The organism is Luteimonas sp. RC10 (genome assembly GCF_014192745.1).
Taxonomy (GTDB): Bacteria; Pseudomonadota; Gammaproteobacteria; order Xanthomonadales; family Xanthomonadaceae; genus Luteimonas.
Genome location: NZ_JACHYJ010000005.1, coordinates 155,741 through 171,275, shown reverse-complemented (window position 1 = coordinate 171,275; position 15,535 = coordinate 155,741). Strand labels below are relative to the sequence as shown.

14 protein-coding genes are annotated in these 15,535 nt (G+C 70.6%); 7 read left to right on the top strand and 7 right to left on the bottom strand.

What is annotated here, in order from left to right; genetic code table 11:
* Window positions 1-52: 52 nt before the first annotated feature.
* From FHW73_RS10585 to gap, 7 genes are all read right to left on the bottom strand, one after another.
* The gene (locus FHW73_RS10585; protein ID WP_183426679.1) at window positions 53-1,060 is read right to left on the bottom strand and encodes a class I fructose-bisphosphate aldolase; all 1,008 of its coding nucleotides are present in this window, start codon (window positions 1,058-1,060) and stop codon (window positions 53-55) included.
* Between the two features lie 189 nt (window positions 1,061-1,249).
* Window positions 1,250-2,740 carry a pyruvate kinase gene (pyk, locus tag FHW73_RS10580; protein ID WP_183426678.1) on the bottom strand — a complete coding sequence of 497 codons (1,491 nt, stop codon included), beginning with the start codon at window positions 2,738-2,740 and terminating at the stop codon, window positions 1,250-1,252.
* 129 nt (window positions 2,741-2,869) lie between these two features.
* The gene (locus tag FHW73_RS10575; RefSeq protein ID WP_183426677.1) at window positions 2,870-3,514 is read right to left on the bottom strand and encodes an HAD hydrolase-like protein; all 645 of its coding nucleotides are present in this window, start codon (window positions 3,512-3,514) and stop codon (window positions 2,870-2,872) included.
* Entirely contained in the window at window positions 3,511-4,686 is a 1,176-nt protein-coding gene (locus FHW73_RS10570; protein ID WP_183426676.1) for a phosphoglycerate kinase, read from the bottom strand. The genes FHW73_RS10575 and FHW73_RS10570 overlap by 4 nt, the downstream gene beginning before the upstream one ends.
* A 165-nt stretch (window positions 4,687-4,851) precedes the next feature.
* Window positions 4,852-6,204 (bottom strand): DUF3999 domain-containing protein, encoded by a 1,353-nt coding sequence (locus FHW73_RS10565; RefSeq protein ID WP_183426675.1) that lies wholly within the window; start codon window positions 6,202-6,204, stop codon window positions 4,852-4,854.
* Window positions 6,201-8,924, bottom strand: coding sequence for a DUF2339 domain-containing protein (locus FHW73_RS10560; protein WP_183426674.1), 2,724 nt, complete (start codon window positions 8,922-8,924; stop codon window positions 6,201-6,203). The genes FHW73_RS10565 and FHW73_RS10560 overlap by 4 nt, the downstream gene beginning before the upstream one ends.
* Before the next feature lie 115 nt (window positions 8,925-9,039).
* Window positions 9,040-10,044 (bottom strand): type I glyceraldehyde-3-phosphate dehydrogenase, encoded by a 1,005-nt coding sequence (gene gap / locus FHW73_RS10555; RefSeq protein WP_183426673.1) that lies wholly within the window; start codon window positions 10,042-10,044, stop codon window positions 9,040-9,042.
* A 226-nt stretch (window positions 10,045-10,270) separates the two neighbouring features.
* Here gap and FHW73_RS10550 point away from each other — a divergent pair, with 226 nt between their 5' ends.
* The 7 genes from FHW73_RS10550 to modC all read left to right on the top strand — a co-directional run bounded on the left by FHW73_RS10550 (window position 10,271) and on the right by modC (window position 15,446).
* Window positions 10,271-10,888: an OmpW family outer membrane protein gene (locus tag FHW73_RS10550; protein ID WP_183426672.1), complete on the top strand. Its 618-nt coding sequence runs from the start codon at window positions 10,271-10,273 to the stop codon at window positions 10,886-10,888.
* Window positions 10,889-10,931: 43 nt separating this feature from the next.
* Complete coding sequence (locus FHW73_RS10545; protein ID WP_183426671.1) at window positions 10,932-11,741, top strand: S1/P1 nuclease; 810 nt, start codon at window positions 10,932-10,934, stop codon at window positions 11,739-11,741.
* A 68-nt stretch (window positions 11,742-11,809) separates the two neighbouring features.
* Window positions 11,810-12,673 (top strand): MBL fold metallo-hydrolase, encoded by an 864-nt coding sequence (locus FHW73_RS10540; protein ID WP_183426670.1) that lies wholly within the window; start codon window positions 11,810-11,812, stop codon window positions 12,671-12,673.
* 75 nt (window positions 12,674-12,748) lie between these two features.
* On the top strand, window positions 12,749-13,261 hold the full coding sequence (locus FHW73_RS10535; RefSeq protein WP_183426669.1) for a molybdopterin-dependent oxidoreductase: 513 nt from the start codon (window positions 12,749-12,751) through the stop codon (window positions 13,259-13,261).
* A gap of 21 nt (window positions 13,262-13,282) precedes the next feature.
* A complete protein-coding gene (gene modA / locus FHW73_RS10530; RefSeq protein WP_183426668.1) occupies window positions 13,283-14,068 on the top strand; it encodes a molybdate ABC transporter substrate-binding protein in 786 nt (261 codons plus the stop codon).
* 8 nt (window positions 14,069-14,076) lie between these two features.
* The gene (modB, locus tag FHW73_RS10525; protein WP_183426667.1) at window positions 14,077-14,784 is read left to right on the top strand and encodes a molybdate ABC transporter permease subunit; all 708 of its coding nucleotides are present in this window, start codon (window positions 14,077-14,079) and stop codon (window positions 14,782-14,784) included.
* Complete coding sequence (gene modC, locus FHW73_RS10520; protein WP_183426666.1) at window positions 14,781-15,446, top strand: molybdenum ABC transporter ATP-binding protein; 666 nt, start codon at window positions 14,781-14,783, stop codon at window positions 15,444-15,446. The genes modB and modC overlap by 4 nt, the downstream gene beginning before the upstream one ends.
* Window positions 15,447-15,535 lie beyond the last annotated feature (89 nt).

Here is a 15,535-nt window from a genome sequence, read left to right as displayed (position 1 = left end):
CACGAAACGCCGGCGCAGGGCCGGCGTTTCGAGAGGCAAACGGGGATCAGGCTCAGCCCTTCTTCCACTTGCCCTGTGCGGCCAGGCCGTTGTCGCGGGCGCGGGCGAACACCGTCTCCTGGGCCTTGGCGACGTTGTTGGCCAGATCCTGCGACCACAGCTTGAGCGCGGCCTGCTGCATCGCACGGCCATAGGAGAACGACAGGGGCCACGGGTTCGGCCCAAGGCGGTTCATCGCGTCCAGGTGCGCGGTCGACTGCTCGTCGCTCTGCCCGCCCGACAGGAACACGATGCCCGGCAGGATCGCCGGCACCGCCGACTTCAGGCACATCAGCGTGGCCTCGGCGACCTCGTCGACCTCGGCGGTCTCGCCGCTGTCCTTGCCCGGCAGCACCATCGAGGCCTTGAGAATCGTGCCCTCGAGCATGACGTTCTGGTTGTACAGCGCGTCGAACAGCGCGCGCAGCGTGACCTCGGTGACCTCGTAGCAGGTCTCGATGTCATGGCTGCCGTCCATCAGCACTTCCGGCTCGACCATCGGCACCAGGCCCTGCTCCTGGCACAGCGCGGCGTAGCGTGCGAGCGCGTGGGCGTTGGCCTCGATGCAGGTGCCCGACGGGATGTCCTCACCGATGTTGATCACCGCACGCCACTTGGCGAAGCGGGCGCCGAGCTTGTAGTACTCCTCCAGACGCGCGCGAAGGCCGTCCAGGCCTTCGGTGACGAGCTCGCCCGGGAAGCCGGCGAGCGCGTGCGTGCCCTTGTCGACCTTGATGCCCGGGATCATGCCGTGATCGCTCATGTACTTGGCGAACGGCACGCCGTCCTTGGTCGACTGACGGATGGTCTCGTCGAACAGGATCGCGCCGCTGATGTGGTCCGACAGCTTGGGCGTGGTCAGCAGCAGTTCGCGGTAGGCGCGACGGTTTTCCTCGTTGTTTGGAATGCCCACACCCTCGAACCGCTTGGCGATGGTGGAGGTGGACTCGTCGATCGCGATGATGCCCTTGCCCGGGGCGACCATGGCCTGGGCGATGTCTGCAAGCTGTTCGATGCTCATGTGGCGGTGACGTCCATCGGCGGGGAAAGGCGCCCATTATAGCCCGCCGACCTCGAGCGAGCGCCCGGGGCGCAGTGCCGCCGCGCGCGGAAATCGCGCGCAACGTCGGGGAAAACGTTTACAGCGCGCTGTGATCCGCGCAGGCAGCGCGGGACGGCCGGTGACGGGCCGGTCCCGCGCGCGGGCCGGTTACAGCTCGCCCAGCCCCTCGGCCCGGCCGTCGGCGCCGACCTGCAACAGGCGCAGCGTATTGGTCGCGCCATGCGTTTCCATGTGCTCGCCGCTGGTGAACACCACGCGCTCGCCCGGACCCAGCAGACCGGCGTCGACCAGCAGGCGGATGCTGCCGCGCGCCGCTTCGCGCGGGGTCTGGCCGCGGCTGTCGTAATTGAACGGGAACACATCGCGCATCAGCGACATGCGCCGGCGTGCGCCGTCGTGGCGGGAGAACGCGTAGATCGAAGCGCCTCCGCGGAAGCGCGAGAGGTAGCGCGCAGTGCCGCCCGACTCGGTCATCGCGACGATCGCGCCGACGCCGACGTGCTCGGACAGGAACATCGCCGCCATCGCGATCGCGTGGTCGGCGCGTTCGAGGTTGCGCTGCGCCTTCTCGAAATCGGTGTCGTGCGCGAACTGGCGTTCGGCGCCGACGCACACGCGCGCCATCGCTTCGACCGCGCGCACCGGGTACGCACCGGCGGCGGTCTCGGCCGAGAGCATCACCGCATCGGTGCCGTCGATGACCGAGTTGGCGACGTCGAGCACCTCGGCACGCGTCGGCATCGGGCTTTCGACCATCGACTGCAGCATCTGGGTGGCGGTGATCACCACCTTGTTGCGCGCCAACGACTCGCGAATGATCTTCTTCTGCAGGCCTGGCAGCTCGGCATCGCCGATTTCCACGCCCAGGTCGCCACGCGCGACCATGACCACGTCGCTGGCGTCGATGATCTCGGTGAGGTTCTCGATCGCCTCGGTGCGCTCGATCTTCGACACCAGCGCGGCATCGCTGCCATGCGCACGCGCGATCGAACGGGCCTCTTCCATGTCGGCCGCATTGCGGCAGAACGAGACCGCGATGAAGTCCACGCCGATCTCGGCGGCGACCTGGATCAGCGCGCGGTCGTGGTCGGTCAGCGCGCCCAGCGACAGGCCGCCGCCCTGCTTGTTGAGCCCCTTGCGGTTGGACAGCACGCCATCGTTGAGTACGGTGGTGACGATGCGCACGCCCTCGACGGCGGTCACCTGCAACTGCATCAGACCGTCGTCGAGCAGCAGCACGTCGCCTGCCGCCACATCGCCGGGCAGCCCCAGATAGCTGACGCCGACCTCGTCGACCGTGCCCAGGGGTGCGTCGGGATCGGCGACCAGGTCGAAACGCGCGCCCGCGCGCAGCGTCACCTTGCCGTCGACGAACTTCTCGATGCGAATCTTGGGGCCTGGCAGGTCGGCCAGGATGCCGATCTCGACGCCGGCGCGATCGGCCGCGGCGCGGACGGCCTCGGCGCGCACCTTCTGCGAAGCCGGGTCGCCATGCGAGAAGTTGAGGCGGACGGCGTTGACGCCAGCGGCGATCAGCGCGTCGAGCACACCGGGCGCGTCGGTGGCAGGGCCGAGCGTGGCGAGGATGCGTGTGCGGCGCCGATGCGCCGGGACGGGAGGCAATTCGTTGGCAGTCATTCCGCGATCTTAGTGTCCACCGATGGTCAGGCGCGCGCTGGCGGGCAACGCAACCGAGGCATCCCGGAACGGCATGCCGCCTGCGAGCTTACTTGGAAACGCTTGCAACGGCATGGCGACCGCTGACGGTCAGCTCACCGCCGCGACCAGCGCGGCCGGCGAGTCGACCACGCGGTCGGCACCGGCCTGGCGCAGTTCATCGGCCGAGCCGAAGCCCCACAGCACGCCGATCGCGCGCATGCCATGCTGGCGCGCGCCCTCCATGTCCATCCGCCGGTCACCGATCATCGTGCAGCGCGTGGCCGGCAGCGCCAGCCGCGACAGCGCTTCGGCGATCAGTTCGCGCTTGTAGCGGCGCACGCCGTCGTCGCTGGCGCCCACGATCGTCGTGAACGCATCGCCGAACGGCAGCGCCTCGACGATCCGGCGCGCGAAGCGCTCGTTCTTCGAGGTCACCACCGCCAGCGTGCGGCCGCCCGCCCGCAGGGTCTCGATCGCGGCTGCCACGCCGGGATAGACGGTGTGCTCGCGCCAGCCGATCGCGTCGTAGCGTTCGCGATAGATCGAGATCGCGCGGTCGACCCGGTCGGCATCTCCTGCGAACAGCGCATCGAAGCTGTCGCGCAGCGGCGGGCCGATCCACGGCAGCAGCGTCTCGCGCGGCAGCGGCGCATGGCCCAAGGTGTGCAGCGCATGGGCGATGCCGCCCAGGATGCCGGGTTCCGAATCGATCAAGGTGCCATCGAGATCGAAGAACAGCGCATTGCCACTCACGCCCCGCGCGCCTCCAGCGCCGCGACCGCCGGCAGCGTCTTGCCTTCGAGGAACTCCAGAAACGCACCGCCACCGGTCGAGATATAGGACACGTCGTCGGCGATGCCGTACTTGTCGACCGCTGCCAGCGTGTCGCCGCCACCGGCGATCGAAAACGCCTTCGACGAGGCGATCGCGCGCGCCAGCGCTTCGGTGCCGTGGCCGAACGCGTCGAACTCGAACACCCCGACCGGACCGTTCCAGACCACGGTGCCGGCGTCGGCGATCATCGCCGCATAGCGCTTCGCAGTGTCCGGGCCGATGTCGAGGATCATGTCGTCGGCCTCCACTGCGTCCACGGCCTTGACCGTCGCCGGCGCGTCGGCCGCGAAGGCGGGCGCCACCACGACATCGGTCGGCACCGGAATCTCGGCGCCGCGCGCCTTGGCGTCGGCCATGATCTGCTTCGCGGTCTCGATCAGATCGGTCTCGACCAGCGACTTGCCCACGCCGTGCCCGAGCGCGGCGATGAAGGTGTTGGCGATGCCGCCACCGACGATCAGCTGGTCGACCTTGCCCACCAGCGACGACAGCAATTCGAGCTTGGTCGAGACCTTGCTGCCGGCCACGATCGCCAGCAGCGGGCGCGCCGGCGCGTCGAGCGCCTTGGCCAGCGCGTCGAGTTCGGCCATCAGCAGGGGGCCGCCGGCGGCCTGCGGTGCGAAGCGGATCACGCCGTGGGTCGAGGCCTGGGCGCGATGCGCGGTGCCGAACGCGTCCATGACGAAGACATCGGCGAGCGCCGCGTACTTGCGCGCCAGCGCCTCATCGTCGGCCTTCTCGCCGACGTTCATGCGGCAGTTCTCCAGCAGCACCAGTTGCCCGGGCGCGACCTCGACGCCGTCGACCCAGTCGCGCACCAGCGGCACCTCGATGCCCAGCAGCTCGGACAGGCGGCGGGCGACCGGCGCCAACGAATCGGCCTCGCTCCAGCTGCCCTCCTTCGGCCGGCCCAGATGCGAGGTCACCATCACCGCCGCGTTCTGTGCCAGGGCCTGACGCAGCGTGGGCAGCGAGGCGAGGATGCGCTGATCGGACGTGACCTTGCCGCCATCGACGGGGACGTTGAGGTCCTGTCGGATCAGCACACGCTTGCCGGAAAGGTCGAGGTCGGTCATGCGAACGATGGTCATTGGGACTGGACTCGCTTGAGAAGAGGGAAATGGGTCGCGCCATGCCGTCCATGGCGCCGCATGACGGCTTCGGATGCACCTGCCCGGCCATCCATGGCCGACAATGCCGTGCGCACCGGGCATTGTCGGCGCAGCCGTCGTGGCCAGGCAAACGTCGCCCAGGACTCAGGCGGCCTTGCGCCCACGCAACAGGCTCAGCGCGAAGCCGCCGACCACGAGCACGCCGAGCAGCAGCACGCCCCACAGCGTCCAGGTCTTCCAGTCGCGCGCCGGTGCCGCCGGCTGCAGCGCCGCTTCGCCGGCCAGGGGCACCATTGGACCGGGCACGGCGTCCGCCGGATGCCAGCCAAGACCGTGTTGAGCACGCAGCGCATCGAGCAGCGGCGCGACCGGCGCATCGATGCGCGCCGCGCGGGCGCTGCCGGCCTGCAGCGCATAGGGCGGACGGCCCTCGGCGACGAACACCAGCGTCTCGGGTCGATAGCCCAGACGCAGCGCCGGCGGCGCGCCAGGCGCCGCGGTGGTCGGCGTGAGCCGCCACTGGCGATCGCGGACCGGCGCCGTCAGCGCCAGCGGCGGCGAACGCCGCAAGTCCGCGCTGCTGCCGGCCTGGAACACCACGTGATCGCGCGCGACGGTATGCCAGGGCGCATCGTCGGCATCGCGCCGCTCGAGCGTCCAGCGCCCGGTGCCGTTGCCGGCGAGCGCAATCTCGATGCGCTCCACCGGGAAGCGGCCGTCGCTGCGATAGACGATCGCGCCGCGGTCGTCGGCGGGCTGCGGCGCCGGCACCTGCCAGTGCCAGGCCACCGGCGCCTGCATCGGCGCCAGCTCGGCCTCGATCGCCTGCAACCGCAGCGGCGCCGCGGCTGCATGCAGCGGCGTCAATCGCAGATAGCGCGCATGCACCGGCGTGGGCAGCGCGATGCGCCGTTCGACCAAGCGCTGCGCGTCGCGGCGCAGGTCGAGCACACGGGCTTCGTCATGCACGCTGTGCCACTGGCGCAGATCGTCGGACGCCTCGATGCGGTAGGCCTGCTCGAACGGCGGCTGCGTGTCGTCCCAGCGCAGCCCGAGCGCGGCCACCGGCCCCTCGACCGCGCTGGCATCGACCAGGAACGCGCCGGCAGCCTCGCCGCCTGACGTGCGCATCTGCACGCGCCGCAGGCTGCCGTCGGCGGCGATCTCGCTGATCGCGGCGATGTCGCCATCGCGGCGGCCGGTGTCGGCGGGCAGCGGAAACCACGGCAGTTCGCGCGGTGTCGGCGTCGCCGGCGCCATTGCGGCGTCGACGAAGGCCGCCGGCACCGGACGGCCGTCGCCATCGACCACGACCACGTCGCGCAACGATGGCGACCAGACCTGGGCGTAGATCTCGGGCGTGAGCGTGATGCGGTAGGCACTCGCCGACGGATCCTCGAGCGTCAGTGGCCACTGCGCGGCGAAGTCCGCGTCCGCCGCGGCGACCGCGGATGCGCCAAGCAGACAGACGGCGATGGCAGGACGGAATCGGATCATGCGGGCGCCTCCTCGCGGGGAACGATGGCGCGCGGCGGTGCCGGCGCGAAAAAGCCCACGACCGTGCACAGCAGGCCGTAGGCGATGAACGAGCCGATGCCCCACAGATTGCCGAGGTGGCCGCGATCGACCAGCACCAGCTTGGCCAGCACCACCGCCATCAGCACCGCGCCAGCGAGCCACAGCGCGCGCTGGCCGCGGCGCGAGCCGATGATCCAGCCGAGCACGCCGAGGATGCTCCAGACCACCGTGAGGCTGGTCTGGGCCAGGCTGCTGCCGGCCAGACGCGCAGTCCACGGCGCACCGCCCCAGTGATGCGCGGCGCGCAGCGTGATCGCGGTGACCAGCACGAAGGCCAGCAACGACAGCAGCGGAACACGCGGCACACCCTGCGGCGCGGTGCCGTCCGGCGACCACAGCCAGCGCGCGAGCAGCAGCACCACACCGAGTTGCGCGAGATCGAGCGGGTTGAGCAGCACGATCCACGGCAGCGGTGAACTGTCGCCGGGGTTGCCCAGCGCGACCAGCCACCACAACGCGAGCACGCCCAGCAGCGCGCCGCGCAACGCCGTGCGGATCGGATCGAAGCGCTCGCCCAGCGGCTGCGCCAGCCACGGCCAGCGCCACAACGACAGCGCCGAGACGAGCAGCCACGGCAAGGCGATGGCGACTGCGAACCAGCCGCCAGCCAGCCCGGCCACGCGGGCGACATACCCCAGCAGCAGCGACAGCACCAGCGGCCACAGCAGCCACCACAGCAGTTGCGCCGCCCACGCCAGGCGATCCTCTCCCGCGCGCAGGCACACCAGGCCGCGGAAGCCAAGCGCGGCGAACGCCGCCCAGGCCGGTGCGCCGTACCCGGCGAACGGCTGCACATGCGCCTGCATCTGCCAGAACGCCAACGGCGCGGCGACCAGCAACGCGGCGAACAGCGTCGCGCCCAGTGCCGGGTCGGGCCGGCGGTGATGCACCTCGGCGGCGAGCCAGCCGGTGACCACCGCCAGCACCAACAGCGCGTCGGGCAGCGAGGCCGACGGCACGGCGCGGGTCAGTTCCTGGATCCAGGCGCCCAGCCACCAGGCCAACGCCCAGACATAGGCGATGCGAGCGATGGGCACGCGCCCGGCCTGCCGATAGGCGGCCGCGATCGCCAGGCCCGACAGCGCGATCAGCAGCGCGCCGACGAAACCGCCATTGGCGAACACCGGATCGACCGGCCGCGGCCAGGCCGTGGCCCCGAGCGCATAGGCCACCGCCGCAGCCAACTGCAGGCCCACGCCGGACAGTTGCGGCAGCATGCGGCGCTGGCGCAGGCCCAGCCAGACCAGCCCGGCGCCTTCGAGCGCGAACACGCAGGCGGTCGCACGGGCCGACAGCGCCAGCGGCACGGCCAGCGTGGCGAAACCGACCGCGAGCAGCGCATAGGCCTGGCCGAGTACCGCTTCGCGGCGACGCCGCAGCAGCGCCCAGGCCAGCGCGGCATAGACCGCGCCCACGCCCAGCGCGCACAGCGCGAGCGCAAACGTGCGCCCCTGCAGCAGGCCAGCCTGCAGCGAGAACGCAACCAGCGGAGTGCCGAACACCAGGCAGCCGTCGACGACATCGCGCCGCGACGGCGGCCGGCGCCGCGCGTAGAGCGGCGGGATCGCCAGGTAGAAGGCGAAGAACAGCGCCAGGAACGGTTGGGTCGTGGCGAAATCGCCGGGGCTGTAGCGCAGCACGCCCCAGAGCGTGCCGATGCCGAAGGTGAAGGCGAAGCCCAGCAGGTTGAGCACCCGCCATGCCCGGAACCAGGCGATTCCCAGGATCGCGGCATTGAGCACCGCGTAATACGCGAACAGCGCGACATGGCTGCCACCGCCGCTCGACAGCCAGATCGGTGCGAGAAACCCGGCCAGCACCGCGAACACCGCCAGCGCGCGCGCGTTCTGCAATACCGCCAGCACGCCGGCACCAGCGACCAACGCCACGCTGGCGGCGAATGCAGCGCCACCGGGCAGCATGCCGAACAGCCGGTAGGCGGCGAACACGACGAGCAGCAGGATGCCGATCATGCCGCCCTGCAGGCTCAGCGCGAAGGTGCGATGGCTGTCGCGGCGGCGCCAGCCGAAACCCAGACCGCCGATCGCCGCGGCCGCGACCGCAGCCAGCCGCAGTTCCACCGGCACCGACACCCAGCCCTGGTCGCTGGCGTACTTGAGCAGCGCGGCGACGCCGGCAAACAGCACCAGCATGCCGATCTTCACCGGCACGTTGCCGGTGGTGAACCAGCCGCGCACCCAGCGCGCCGCGCGCGCCAGCGGATCGGGCCCGGCCGGGCGCGGCGCATACTCAGGCGTCGTCTCGGACGCCACAGGCGCGGGGTCGGCATCGCGCCAGGCTGCACGCGGCGGCGCCGGCGGCAACGGCGGTGGCATCGAGGTGGGCGGTGCGGGCCAGGGGTCGGCCAATGACGACGCCTCGCCGCGGTCAGTGATCGGGCCGTCATCGGCCCATGGGCCGGAGGCATCGTCGAACGCGCCGTCCTGCCCGTCCACCGCCAGTGCAGCGGCATCGACCGCCGCGTCCGGCGTTGCGCTCGCGCGCGCCTGCAGCGCTTCGAGCTGGGACTCGAGCCCGGTCACCCGGCGACGCAGGTCGAAGACCGTCACCACCGCGACGATCGACATGATCGGCACCGCGACCAGCAGCGCGACCCCCAGAAAGAGCAATGCTTCCATGGCGCCTATCCATCCGCGCCCACGGCGCGTCTGGGCGCACCTTACCCGGCCGGGCGCGAAAACGAGAAGCCCCGCACAAGGCGGGGCTTCGGGTCGAGCAGGGGCGTGCGAGGGCTTACTTGCCTGCCACCACTCGGGCCAGTTCCAGGCACTTGTTGGAGTAGCCCCACTCGTTGTCGTACCAGGCCACGAGCTTGACGAACGTGGCGTCGAGCGCGATGCCAGCCTCGGCATCGAAGATCGACGTGCGCGCATCGCCGCGGAAATCGGTCGCCACGACCTTGTCCTCGGTGTAGCCCAGCACGCCCTTGAGCGCGCCTTCGCTCTGCGCCTTGATCTCGGCCTTGATCTCGTCGTAGGTCGCCGGCTTTTCCAGTTCGGCGGTCAGGTCGACCACCGACACGTCCGAGGTCGGCACACGGAAGCTCATGCCGGTGAGCTTCTTGTTGAGCGAGGGGATCACCACACCGACCGCCTTGGCCGCACCGGTCGAGGACGGGATGATGTTCTCCAGGATGCCGCGGCCGCCGCGCCAGTCCTTGTTGGACGGGCCGTCGACGGTCTTCTGGGTCGCGGTCGCCGCGTGCACGGTGGTCATCAGGCCGCGCTTGATGCCCCACTTGTCGTGGATGACCTTGGCCAGCGGCGCCAGACAGTTGGTCGTGCACGAGGCATTGGAGACGATCGCCTCGCCCGCGTAGCTTTCATGGTTGACGCCGAAGACGAACATCGGCGTGTCGTCCTTGGACGGCGCCGACAGGATGACCTTCTTCGCACCGGCATCGATGTGCTTCTGCGCGGTGTCCTTGGTCAGGAACAGGCCGGTCGACTCGATCACGACCTCGGCGCCGACCGCGTCCCACTTTAGGTTTGCCGGATCGCGCTCCTGGGTCAGACGGATCTTCCGGCCGTTGACGACCAGCGTGTCGCCGTCGACCGACACCTCGCCCTGGAACCGGCCATGCACCGAGTCGTACTGCAGCATGTAGGCCAGGTAGTCGGGCTCGAGCAGATCGTTGATCGCGACGATCTCGATCTCGCCGTCGAAATTCTGCACCGCAGAGCGCAGCACGTTGCGGCCGATGCGGCCGAAGCCGTTGATGCCTACCTTGATCGCCATGAATCCGGACTCCTGCAGCCGCGCGGGTGCGGCACGTGAAAGGGAAGGAACGCCATGCCGGCGATGCCGGCATCGGAGACAGCACCGCCGATTCTACCGCGAGGCCGGATCGCGCGTTGCCCTGCGGCCCAAGCGCAGAACGATTGCGATGGCGTTGATCGGGATCAAGGCGCACGCCTGTTAAGCGGCGGACACTGGCGCCAGTTCCCACGAAGAGACCGCCACGATGCGTCCGCTGTCCATTGCCCTGCTTGCCCTCGCCTGTGCTGTTCCCGCCCTCCCCGCCGCCGCCCAGTCGGCTGGCGAGTGGACCGTCGCGATCGGTGCCCACAACGTCAATCCCAAGTCCGATAACGGCGCGCTCGCCAACGGCACCCTGCCGCTGTCGATCGGCAGCAGCACCCGTCCGACGATCGCCGTCGAGTACTTCGTGCGCGACAACCTCGGCGTCGAAGTGCTGGCCGCCACCCCGTTCCGCCACGACATCAACATCGAAGGCCTCGGCCAGGTCGGCAGCACCAAGCACCTGCCGCCGACGGTGAGCCTGCAGTACCACTTCAACGGTGCCGGCACCGTCTCGCCGCTGGTCGGCGTCGGCGTCAACTACACCACCTTCTTCGATGAAGAAACCCGCGGCGCACTGGCCGGTTCGCGCCTGGCGCTGAGCAACTCCTGGGGTCTGGCCGCACACGTCGGCGTCGACTTCAAGGTCGGCAACGGTGCCATCCGCGTCGACGCACGCTGGATGGACATCGACAGCGACGTCCGCGTGGACGGCGCCAAGCTCGGCACCGCGAACATCGACCCGCTGGTCTACGGCGCGGCGTACGTGCTGAAGTTCTGATCCATCGAGGTCGACAGGCGGCGCATCCGATACAATGGATCGGATGCGCCGTTTCGTTCTGTCTTCCTGTCTGCTCGCCCTCGCGGCAGCCTCCCCATCCGCACTTGCCTGGGGCCAACTCGGCCACCGGCTGGTCGCCCAGCTCGCCGAGCGCGACCTCACCCCGCAGGCGCGGGCACAAGTCGATGCGCTGCTTGCAGATGAACCCGACCCGACCCTGGGGGGCATTGCCTCCTGGGCCGATACCCTGCGTGAGCACGACCCGGACCTGGGCCGCCGCTCGGCGAAATGGCACTACGTCAACATCGGCGAGTCGGGCTGCCGTTATCAGGCCACACGCGACTGCCCGAACGGCGATTGCGTGGTCGAGGCGATCGTCGCCCAGTCCGCGATCCTGGCCGATACCGCGCGCCCGCACGCAGAGCGCGTCACTGCGCTGAAATTCGTCGTGCACTTCGTCGGCGATGCGCACCAGCCGATGCACGCCGGCTACGCCCACGACAAGGGCGGCAACACCCACCAAATCAACCACCGTGGACGTGGCACCAACCTGCACGCGTTCTGGGACAGCGGCATGCTCAACAGCGCCGGGCGTCGCGATGCCGACTGGCTGACGCACCTGGCGACGCTGCCGGCGCCTGCACCCGCGGCACGCGTGCTGCCACCGCCCGCCCAGGACTGGGCCGAGGCGGCCTGCCGCATCGCGGTCGCACCCGGTGTGTATCCCGCGCGTGGCCGGCTCGGCCAGGATTACGTGAGCGCCCACCTGCCGACCGTCGAGCAGCAACTGCGCGACGCCGGCGCCCGGCTGGGCACGCTGCTCAACGCCGCCCTGGCGCCCGCGGCGCCCTGAATCGCCACACGCACCTTCCCGTCACGGCGGGGTCCTACAGTGGTCTGGCCCGCCCGCAGGAGCCGTTGATGCCACCCGAGGTCGCCCCGTTCTTCCACGCCGCCAGCAGCACGTGGAGCTACGTCGTCCGCGATCGGGCGTCGCGCGCGGCCGCGATCATCGATCCGGTGCTCGACTTCGATGCCGCCTCGGCGAGGACGGGCACGGTGTCGGCCGGCCACCTGCTCGACCATGTGCGCCGCCACGACCTCGACGTGCAGTGGATCCTGGAAACCCATGCCCATGCCGACCATCTCTCGGCAGGCGACTGGCTGCGCCGGCAACTGCCCGGCGCGTGCCTGGCGATCGGCGAGGGCATCCGTACGGTGCAGAAGACCTTTCGCCCGATCTTCAATCTCGGCGAGCACTTCCCGGTGGACGGGTCGCAGTTCGACCGGTTGTTCGCGCCCGATACCGTGTTCGCCATCGGCGAGGTGGCAGCGCAGGTCATCCCCGTGCCCGGGCACACCAGCGACAGCAATGCGTATCTGATCGGCGATGCGCTGTTCACCGGCGACTCGCTGTTCATGCCCGACGGCGGCACCGCGCGCTGCGACTTCCCGGGCGGCGATGCGGCGACGCTGTACCGCTCGATCCAGCGGCTGTTCGCCCTCCCAGATGCCACCCGCGTGTTCGTCTGTCACGACTACGGACCGGGCGGTCGCCCGGTGGCCTGCGAGACGACGATCGGCTGCCAGCGGCGCGAGAACATCCACGTCCGCGACGGCATCGACGAGGCGACGTTCGTGGCGATGCGCACCGCGCGCGACGCGACGTTGGCGATGCCGGCGCTGTTGCTGCCGGCGGTGCAGACCAATCTGCGCGCGGGCGCCCTGCCCGAGCCCGAAGCCAACGGCGTGCGCTATCTCAAGCTGCCGATCGACACGCTGTAGCCGGGCGCCGGGCCACGCTTTACCGGCCATCCCGCCCCCGTTATTCTCGGTCAGACATAACGATTGAACCGGACGATGCCCCTGCCCCGCTCCCTGCTGCCGGCCCTGTTGCTGACCTTGCCGCTGTGGGTGGGCGCGCAGGACGCGCGTCCAGATACAGCGCCTGGACGGGCGTCGCCGCCCGCGGCCATCGCCTCGCCCCAGGTGGTGCCGCTCGACGAGGCGGCGCGTGCGACGCTGGAACGCCATGACGTCGTGTTCGACGACCATGGCACCACGCGCCGTTGCGAAGGCGTATCGCTGGCTGCGCTGCTGCAGGCCAGCGGCGCGATGCCGGTCGCTCCGCTGCGTGGCGGAGACCTGACGCGCTACGTGCTGGTGAGCGCGCGCGACGGCTACCGCGCGCTGTTCTCGCTGGCCGAGCTCGACCCCACGCTCGGTGGCCGCACCGTCCTGCTGGCCGACCGCTGTGATGACCGGCCACTGGAGGCGACCCGCGGTCCGCTGCGGCTGGTGATCGCCGGCGACACGCGCGCGGCGCGCAGCGTGCGCCAGGTCGAGCGGATCGTCGTGGTCGCCGCCCCCTGATCCCGAACCGGACGCCTTGCGATGCCTCCCTCCTTTTCCCGCCATCTCCGCGCCTGGCTGCTGCCGGCCCTGCTCCTGTTCGCGGCGGTGCCCGCCTCCGCGCAGACACCGCTGACGGTATTCGCGGCCGCCAGCCTCAAGGAATCGCTCGATGCCGCCGCCGCCCAGTACACGCGCCAGACCGGCCAGCCGGTGCGGGTGTCGTACGCGGCCAGTTCGGCATTGGCGCGCCAGATCGCGCAGCGCGCGCCGGCCGACGTGTTCGTCTCCGCCGACCAGGACTGGATGGACTGGCTGGCCGAGCGCGGGCTGATCGATGCCGGCTCGCGGCGCGACCTGCTGGGTAACGCGCTGGTGTTGATTGCGCCGGCCGGTAGCGCCGCGCAGCCGTTCGCGCTGGACGCGCGCAGCGACCTGCGGCCGCTGCTGGGCGCGCGCGGGCGCCTGTCGCTGGCGCTCACCGCCAGCGTGCCGGCCGGCAAGTACGCCAAGGCCGCGTTCGCGTCCTTCGGCACCTGGGACGCACTGCGCCCGCGTGTCGCCGAGTCCGACAGCGTGCGCGCGGCGCTCGCCCTGGTCGCCCGCGGCGAGGCGCCGCTTGGCGTGGTCTACGCGAGCGACGCGCGCGCCGAGCCGCGGGTCAAGGTGCTGGCGACGTTCCCGGCCGACAGCCATCCGCAGATCGTCTATCCGGTCGCGCGCGTGGCGGGCAGTGCGCAACCGCGCCAGGCCGACGCGTTCGTGCACTGGCTGGGCAGCGACGCCGCGTCGGAGATCTTCCGCCGCCACGGCTTCACGATCCGCTGAGCCGCACGATGGCGCCCACGGCCTGGTACGCCTTCTCGCCCGACGAACTGGTCGCGATCGGGCTCAGCCTCAAGGTCGCGACCGCGGCTGCACTCGGCAGCCTGCCGCTCGGCATCGCGATCGCCTGGCTGCTGGCGCGCCGGCGCTTCCCGGGCAAGGCGCTGCTCGACGCCCTGGTGCACCTGCCGCTGGTGCTGCCACCGGTCGTGGTGGGGTACGCGCTGCTGGTGATGCTCGGCGGCAACGGCCCGGTTGGCCTGTGGCTCGAACGCACATTTGGCATCAGCCTCGCATTCCGCTGGACCGGTGCCGCACTGGCCAGCGCGCTGATGGGCTTTCCGCTGATGGTGCGCACGATCCGGTTGTCGATCGAGAACGTCGACCGCCGGCTCGAGCAGGCCGCGGCAACCCTCGGCGCCGGGCCGTGGCGCGTGTTCCTGACGATCACGCTGCCACTGGCCTGGCCGGGCGTGGTGGCCGGTGCGGTGCTCGCCTTCGCCAAGGCGCTGGGCGAGTTCGGCGCAACGATCACCTTCGTCTCCAACATCCCCGGCGAGACACAGACCATGTCCTCGGCGATCTACGGTCTGCTGCAGGTGCCCGGTGGCGAAGCCGGCATCTGGCGCCTGGCCCTGGTCGCGGTCGCGATCTCGCTCGCGGCGCTGCTGGCCTCCGAATGGCTGGTCCGCCGCCAGCGCGGAGACCGCGACGCATGAGCCTGGCGATCGACATCCAGCTGCGCCTGGGCCACTTCGCGCGCGCAGTGCGCATCGACGCCGACCAGCGTGTGGTCGCACTGACCGGGCCTTCCGGCGCGGGCAAGACCAGCGTGCTCAATGCCATCGCCGGCCTGGTGCGCCCCCACGCCGGGCGCATCGAGATCGACGGCCGCGTGCTGTTCGACAGCGCGCGCCGGATCGACCTGCCGGTGCATCGGCGACGCGTGGGCTACGTATTCCAGGACGCCCGGTTGTTCCCGCATCTGGACGTCCAGCGCAACCTGGGCTACGGACGCCACACGGGCCCGCAGACCGTCGCGCTGGACGACGTGGTCGAGTTGCTCGGCATCGGCCACCTGCTCACGCGCCGGCCTGCACATCTGTCGGGCGGTGAAGCGCAGCGCGTCGCGATCGGACGCGCGCTGCTCTCGCAGCCGGCAGTGCTGCTGTTCGACGAGCCGCTGTCGGCACTCGACCAGGCACGCCGGGAGGAGTTGATTCCGTGGCTGCAGCGCGTCCGTGACGAAGTCCGGCTGCCGATGCTCTACGTCAGTCATCATCCCGATGAAGTCAGGCGGCTGGCGGATACGGTGCATGTGCTCGACGCCCCGGTCGCATCGGCGACGCCCAGCGAGGGCCGACCGCTCTCACATCGATGACCTTCGGCACTGCGTGCCGTCGCTCGGGATCGCCATTCTCCCGCTCCCGCATCTCGTGTCGGCATCCATGGTCCAGTCGCGCACTCCGT

Coding starts and splice junctions, on each gene's coding strand:
- FHW73_RS10585 (WP_183426679.1), bottom strand. CDS start 1,060: ATGAGCATCGAACAGCTTGCAGACATCGCCCAGGCCATGGTCGCCCCG.
- pyk (WP_183426678.1), bottom strand. CDS start 2,740: ATGACTGCCAACGAATTGCCTCCCGTCCCGGCGCATCGGCGCCGCACA.
- FHW73_RS10570 (WP_183426676.1), bottom strand. CDS start 4,686: ATGACCATCGTTCGCATGACCGACCTCGACCTTTCCGGCAAGCGTGTG.
- FHW73_RS10565 (WP_183426675.1), bottom strand. CDS start 6,204: ATGATCCGATTCCGTCCTGCCATCGCCGTCTGTCTGCTTGGCGCATCC.
- FHW73_RS10560 (WP_183426674.1), bottom strand. CDS start 8,924: ATGGAAGCATTGCTCTTTCTGGGGGTCGCGCTGCTGGTCGCGGTGCCG.
- gap (WP_183426673.1), bottom strand. CDS start 10,044: ATGGCGATCAAGGTAGGCATCAACGGCTTCGGCCGCATCGGCCGCAAC.
- FHW73_RS10550 (WP_183426672.1), top strand. CDS start 10,271: ATGCGTCCGCTGTCCATTGCCCTGCTTGCCCTCGCCTGTGCTGTTCCC.
- FHW73_RS10545 (WP_183426671.1), top strand. CDS start 10,932: ATGCGCCGTTTCGTTCTGTCTTCCTGTCTGCTCGCCCTCGCGGCAGCC.
- FHW73_RS10540 (WP_183426670.1), top strand. CDS start 11,810: ATGCCACCCGAGGTCGCCCCGTTCTTCCACGCCGCCAGCAGCACGTGG.
- FHW73_RS10535 (WP_183426669.1), top strand. CDS start 12,749: ATGCCCCTGCCCCGCTCCCTGCTGCCGGCCCTGTTGCTGACCTTGCCG.
- modA (WP_183426668.1), top strand. CDS start 13,283: ATGCCTCCCTCCTTTTCCCGCCATCTCCGCGCCTGGCTGCTGCCGGCC.
- modB (WP_183426667.1), top strand. CDS start 14,077: ATGGCGCCCACGGCCTGGTACGCCTTCTCGCCCGACGAACTGGTCGCG.
- modC (WP_183426666.1), top strand. CDS start 14,781: ATGAGCCTGGCGATCGACATCCAGCTGCGCCTGGGCCACTTCGCGCGC.